This is a genomic window from Microbacterium sp. p3-SID336, assembly GCF_025143365.1.
In the GTDB taxonomy this organism is placed as follows: Bacteria; Actinomycetota; Actinomycetes; order Actinomycetales; family Microbacteriaceae; genus Microbacterium.
In genome coordinates this window covers 1-7,071 of sequence record NZ_JALXPE010000100.1, presented here as the reverse complement: position 1 = coordinate 7,071, position 7,071 = coordinate 1, and the positions used below count along the sequence as shown (strand labels likewise).

The 7,071-nt window shown below is 67.5% G+C and carries 2 protein-coding genes; both read left to right on the top strand.

The window, feature by feature from the left end; translation table 11 throughout:
• Positions 1 to 301: 301 nt before the first annotated feature.
• Positions 302 to 1,111, top strand: a complete 810-nt coding sequence (locus M3C17_RS18515) for a helix-turn-helix domain-containing protein (RefSeq protein ID WP_396820515.1) — start codon at positions 302 to 304, stop codon at positions 1,109 to 1,111.
• 343 nt (positions 1,112 to 1,454) lie between these two features.
• Positions 1,455 to 7,071, top strand: a 5,617-nt coding sequence (locus M3C17_RS18510) for a DUF11 domain-containing protein (RefSeq protein WP_259979526.1), incomplete at its 3' end; no start/stop codon positions are given.

Genomic DNA, 7,071 nt, shown 5'->3' with positions numbered 1-7,071 from the left:
GGGGCGGGGCAGCCCCCCCGCCTCCCCGAGCGCGACCCCCGCCCCCCCCCCCCGCGCGGGGGGGGGGCGCCTCTTCTCGTGTGCCGGAGCCGCAGGCGGGCTTTCACCCTGGTGGTTCAGCCGCCCTGTACGCAGAATGCCGATCGGCGGTCTACGATGATTCCGCTCGCCCTCCGTGGTGCGAGCAGCACGACATGGGCGGGCCATTCGAGGGGGCTTCTCCATGGGTCGGACGACCTCGCTGTTCGGTGCGTACCTGCGTGCGCGGCGCGCCGTTATCAGTCCGGAGGATGTCGGTCTGGTGCGCGAGCCGACGCGGCGGGTCGAAGGGCTGCGCCGCGAGGAGGTGGCCCGGCTCGCCGGGATCAGCGCTGAGTACTACCTGCGACTCGAGCAGGGACGCTCCCGTCAACCGTCTGAGCAGGTGCTGGCTGGGTTGTCGAAGGCGCTGCGACTCGATGCCGACGCCGCCTACCATCTGCGCGTGCTGGCCTTTCAGGGGGAGATGCCTCCTGCCGCCCTCCGCGCCGAGGACCCGGATCCTGCAACGATCAACCTCGTGCACTGTCTCCGCGATGTCGGAGCCCTGCTCGTCGACCTGAACTTCGACGTGGTGGACGCCAACGCTCTGGGCGAGACGATCCTGCCGGGGGTGGCCGCGCACCCCGTGAACCTGATCCACGAGATCGCTCGCCGCACCGAGGAGCCCGCCGAACGTGAGCGCGTCGTCGCCGAGATGCTGGCGGTTCTGCGGTTCCTCGGCACGGACCGGGACCCCCGTCGCGACGACGTCGTCGATTCCCTCACACTCGGGTCGCCGGCGCTGCGTGCCGCATGGGACAGACATGACGTGCGGCGCCCCGGGCCGTTCCAGACCAGCCTCGAGTCGTGTGACATCGGAGTGATCCCTGTGCAGTGCCAGGTTCTCCTGCTGGCGTCGACGCCGCATGCACTGGTGACGGTCATGGGGATGAACGACGCGCGCGGGCGGGCGACGATGCGTTATCTCCAGACACTGAGTGACGAGCGCGCTGATCGCTCGGGATCGGGCAACCTGGTACTCACGGACACAGGTTCGGTAGGAATACGGCGGGCGGCAGTGCTCTCGTGATCGAATTCGAGGCGATCCTGGGGAGTCCGGGGACAGGCTCGATGCCGTGTCTGTGCATAGGCTGATAGCCATCGTGGCGTCACCTGGGAGGGCGCGCCGCGACGGTGTTTCTGTACGACCTTCGGGTCGTAGGCGGGGTGAACGAGAAGGGCGTTCAGTGTGGGTTGTCGTCGAGCTTGAAGGGGCTCGACGTGCAGCCTCGTGGCACGACGGGATCCTCCGGGACACTCGTCGACGCCACGGACGCCTCCGGCACGATTGCCTGGGAAGGAACAGAAGGGTGTTCACTACTCGAAAATTGCGATGGGGAAGCGCGACCACAGCGGTCGCTCTCATCGCTGGGATGTTCGGTGTCGGGGGTGTGCTGTACCCCGATGCAGACGCCGCCGCCGCGGCGGGGGTGGGCATCGCCCCACTCGTCGCGGGCCAGCCGGGCATCCCCTCGGATCCGGTTGTGTTGTACGAGGAGGGATTCGAGAACAACGTCGGCGACACACCGATTCTGCTCACCGACTACATGAACGCCGATGGCGTGACGTACACGGCAGATCAGGCGTGGCTCCAGAACTGCAATGGCATCATCATCCGCTATACAGCGCCGGCATCTGCGCAGTTCGGTCCCGTGGTCAACAACTGCGAGCCGGCGGACCCGATCGTCTACCCTCAGCCGAACCGTGATTACGCGTACGCCAGTCTGCGCAACCTGTCCTGGGCGCTCGGCGCACTGGTCGGCGCGTCGAATCCGGAGCTCAACCATTCGGTCGCTGCGTATACGCATGGACAAGCGCCCGGGCCGAATCTCCTTCAACTCAAGACGGAGACTCCTATCCCGCTGCCGAACGCGAATGGGAGGTTCCTCACCTTCAGCGTGAACTCCGCTGCCGTGAACTGCGACTTCGGAACCAACTCTCCGCCCTTGCATCAGTTCGGTATCGTCGAAGCAGACGGAACCGAGGTCCCGGTTGGTGGGCCGATCAACGCATGTCAGGGTGGCGGCGAGATCGATGTCCCCATGGCAGGGAATCCCGGCGTGACCGTGCCCGCCTACGCGACCACCTCGACGTCTGATGCTGCTGTCCTGTTCAGCGGTGGGAGCATCGGAATCACGCTGCGCAATGCGAACGGGACGAATTTCGGCAATGACGGCGCGTTTGACGCGCTGCGCATTCTTGACGCCACGCCGCAGCTGGACAAGTCGTTCTCACCGACGAGTGTGCCGGTCGGTGGGACGTCCACACTGACGTTCACCGTCACGAACACCTCGGAGCTCGCGGCGAAGGCCGGCTGGTCGTTCACCGATGCCCTTCCTGCCGGTCTCGTGATCGATGACCCCGCATCCGTCGGGGGAACGTGTAACGCCACCACGACCGCGGTGGCTGGTGCAGGGTCCATCTCCGTCGCCAACGGTCAGTTGGCGCAGGGCGAGGTGTCCTGCACCATCACGGTGAACGTGACGTCCGACACGCCCGCTCCGAACGAGCCGTCGCCCAAGACGTACACCAACTGCGCCGAGAACATCATCGCTGTCGTCGGTCTGGACCTGCCCGCGTGCGCGAGCGTCGAGTTCTTCTCGGAGCCCGAGCTCGAGCTGACCAAGACCTCTGACGCGACGGTCGACTCCCGCCAGGGAGACGTCGTGCAGTACACGGTCACGGCCACGAACACCGGCAACCAGGACTACACGGCCGCCAATCCGGCGGTGATCCTGGATGATCTGTCTAGTGTGCTCGACGACGCGACCTACAACGCGGACGCGGTGTCGAGCGTCGGCGGATCTCCCGCCTACGCCTCACCGCTCCTGTCGTGGAGCGGTCCGCTCGCCGCAGGCGCATCGGTCACCCTCACCTACTCGGTCACCCTGACTGCAGGGGGCGACGGCACCGCGAGGAACGTCGCGTGGGTGCCCAACGACCCGTCGAACCCCGTGCCTCCGGCCTGCGACCCGCCCGTGGGCGGCGCAGACCCGGTGACGGGCGAGCCGTGTGCCGAGGTCACCGTGCCGCTGCCGCGGCTCGTGATCGACAAGTACGCCGATCGGACGGATCTCCCGGCCGTCGGCGCACAGGTCGCCTACACCGTCGTCGTCACCAACGAGGGTCCCGGTGCGTACACGGCGACGGCTCCCGCGACCGCGACGGACGACCTCACGGAGGTGCTGGATGATGCGACGTTCGACGACGCGTCGCTCAGTGCAGATGTCGGAACGGTGACACGTAACGGCGACACGCTGTCGTGGGAGGGCCCGCTCGCCGCTGGCGCGTCGGCGACGATCACGTACACCGTCACCTACACGGGTGACGGCGACAACCAGCTGCGCAACCAGGCCTGTGTGCCGGAGGAGGATATCCTTCCCGGCGCGCCGACCTGCGACGAGGTGATCATCCCGGGTGCGGGGCTGCAGCAGTGGAAGTCTGCTGTGCCGTCGAGCACTCCCACGGTCGCCGGATCGACCATCACGTACACGTTGCACTTCGACAACGACGGGTTCGCGCCCGCCACGGTCGACGCCATCGACGACCTCACGGGAGTCCTGGACGACGCGGTCGTGACGACGGAGCCGGCATCGGTGGACGGCCTCACGGCCGTGCGGAACGGAGCGCAGACCTCGATCACCGGCACCGTTCCGGTCGGAGCGCGGTACACCGTGACCTACACGGTGACGGTGCTGCCGGACGGCCAGCGTGGTGACAGCGTGGCGACGAACTTCCTACTCGCGCCGGGGGAGACCCCGCCGGGAGACGGGGTGTGCGATCCCGCGGATGCGTCCTACCCGGACTGCACGTCGACGCCGATCACGAGTGTGACCTACACCAAGTCGGTCTCCGCCTCGGAGACCCCCGCGGTCGAAGGCACCGAGCTGACGTACACCATCACGATCACCAACACCGGAGCGACACCGGCCGATGTGATGCGCGACGACAACCTCGTCGATGTATTGGACGACGCCGACCTTACCGGAGCCCCGGAGTCCGACACGGCATCCGTGACGCTCGACGGGCCGACCGACGGCATCCTCGAGATCCGCGGCGACCTGGCGGTGGGTGCGACGGCGACGGTCACGTACACGGTGACGGTGAAGGCTCCGTCCGATCGTGGCAACAACAGCGCGGACAACTTCCTGGTCTCTCCCGGAGAGACGCCGGACGACGTGTGCGATCCGACCACGGAGCAGTGCACGACGACGCCCATCCAGGCGTACACCGTGTCCAAGACGGCGGATGTCGCCGTCGCCGCTCCCGGCGACGTCGTCACGTACACCGTCACGGTGATCAACACCGGCCAGGTGGCGTTCACGGACGCGAACCCGGCATCGTTCACGGACGACCTGTCGGACGTGGCCGATGACGCCGTCTACAACGGGGATGTCTCCGCCGGCGGCAGCGTCAGCGGAGACACGTTGACCTGGGCCGGTGCGCTCGCGGTCGGCGGCACGGCGACCGTCACCTACTCGGTGACGGTCTCCGACCCGGACCAGGGTGATCACATGCTGACGAACGCGGTCGTCCCGACTGCGCCGGACGGCGAGTGCGCCCCTGGTGAGGACTGCACGGTCGACACACCTGTCGCCTCGTACACGGTCGCGAAGACGGCGGACAGGGAGACGGCGATGCCGGGCGATGTCGTGACCTACACGGTCACGGTCGTCAACACGGGTGAAGCGGCCTACACGGCCGACGCGCCCGCGGGCTTCACCGACGACCTCACGAACGTCCTCGACGACGCCACCTACAACGGCGACGTGTCGATGGGCGGAAGCGTGACGGGCACCACGCTCGCCTGGTCCGGAGCGCTCGCCGTGGGGGAGACCGCAGAGGTCACGTACTCCGTCACCGTCAACGACCCCATCACCGGGGACCAGAACCTGCTCAATACGGTCGTCCCGACCGATCCCAGCGGGTCCTGTGTCACGGACGCGGAGTGCGGGACCGTGACTCCGGTCGCCTCGTACACGGTGTCCAAGCAGGCCAGTGCCACCTCGGCGATGCCGGGTGACACGGTCACGTACACCGTGACGGTCACGAACACGGGAGAGGTGGACTACACCGACGCGCAGCCCGCGGGCTTCACGGACGACCTGTCCGGCGTGCTGGATGACGCCGTCTACAACGACGACGTCTCCACCGGCGGCTCGGTCGCGGGTACCACCCTCACCTGGTCCGGTGCACTGCCGGCCGGCGAGTCGGCGACGGTCACCTACTCGGTCACCATCGACGACCCTGTGACGGGAGACTTCCTCCTGCAGAACGTCGTCACTCCCACCGAACCGGGTGGGTCGTGCGCCGATATCTGCGAGACGCAGACTCCTGTGGGTTCGCTCCGTGTCGTCAAGAGCACGGAGTCGACGGAGGTGCTGCCGGGCGGAGTGGTCGCGTACACGATCACGATGACCAACACGGGTCAGGTCGCGTACACCGACGCCATGCCGGCGTCGTTCACCGACGACCTCACCGAGGTGCTCGACGACGCCGCCTACAACGGTGACGCGCTGAGCTCCACGGGAGCGGGCGTCTCCTACGCCGAGCCTGTGCTCAGCTGGAGCGGACCTCTGGCCGTCGGCGCCAATGTCACCGTGACGTACTCGGTGACGGTGAACGACCCGGTGACGGGCGACAGCAACCTCGGCAACACCGTGGTGACGCCTCCGGACGAGGGCGGGAACTGCGAGGTCGGCTCCACCGATCCCGCGTGTAGCGCCAACGTTCCGAGCGGCTCCTTCACGGTTGCGAAGTCGGTGGACAAGACCAGTGCGGTCGCGGGCGACACGGTGACCTACACCGTGACGGTCACGAACACCGGGCAGGTCGCGTACACGGATGCCGAGCCGGCCTCCTTCTCCGACGACCTGTCGCGGGTGCTGGACGACGCTGCGTACAACGACGACGCGTCTGCAGGAGCCGAGGTCGATGGCTCGACCCTCACCTGGTCGGGCGCGCTGCCCGTCGGCGCGACCGTCGAGGTGACCTACTCGGTGACCGTCGACGACCCCGTCGTCGGCGACTTCAACCTCCGCAACGTGGTCGCCCCGGCGGCCCCGGGAGGCGACTGCGTCGATGACGAGTGCATCACCGATACGCCAATCCAGGCGTACACGGCGGCCAAGTCCGCGGATGTGCAGGACACCACGCTCGGTGGCGTCGTGACGTACACCGTCACGCTCACCAACACCGGTCAGGTGGCCTACACCGCGGACGTCCCCGCGACGTTCACGGACGATCTGTCCGGCGTGTTCGACGATGCGAAGTACAACGACGACGCGACGGAACGGGCGACCGTGTCCGGCGACACGCTCTCCTGGTCCGGCGAGCTGCCGGTCGGCGCATCGGTCGAGGTCACGTACTCGGTGACGGTGAATCAGCCGGCGACGGGCGATCACTTCCTTCGCAATGCGGTGGTGGCGGATGCTCCCGGTGGCGACTGCGCCGAGGCCGACGGCTGCGAGACGGAAACTCCGGTGGCGAGCTACGAGGTCCTCAAGTCGGTGTCCACGACGCAGGCTCAGCTCGGTGAGCGGGTGACCTTCACCGTGACGGTCACCAACACCGGTCAGGTTCCGTACACCACAGAGCGTCCGGCCTCCTTCACCGACGACCTCAGCTCTGCGCTGCGGATCGGCACGTACAACGGCGACGCCACCAACGGCGCCCAGTACACCAAGCCGATCCTGAGCTGGGCCGGCGAACTCGGAGTGGGAGGGGTCAAGGTCATCACCTACACGGTGACCATGTCGAATGTCGGCACAGTCGACAACGTCGTGGTGACGCCGGACGACTCGGGTGCGAACTGCCCGGTCGGCTCGACGGATCCCGACTGCTCGACGCGGACGATCGTCGTTCCTCCCGGTCTTGCGACCACGGGTGGGCAGCCCTGGATCGCCGGTGGCATCGCGGGTCTCGGGCTGCTCCTGGCTGGCCTCTGGCTGGCGGCCCGCCGTCGCGAGCGTTCCGCGCACACCATGGAGG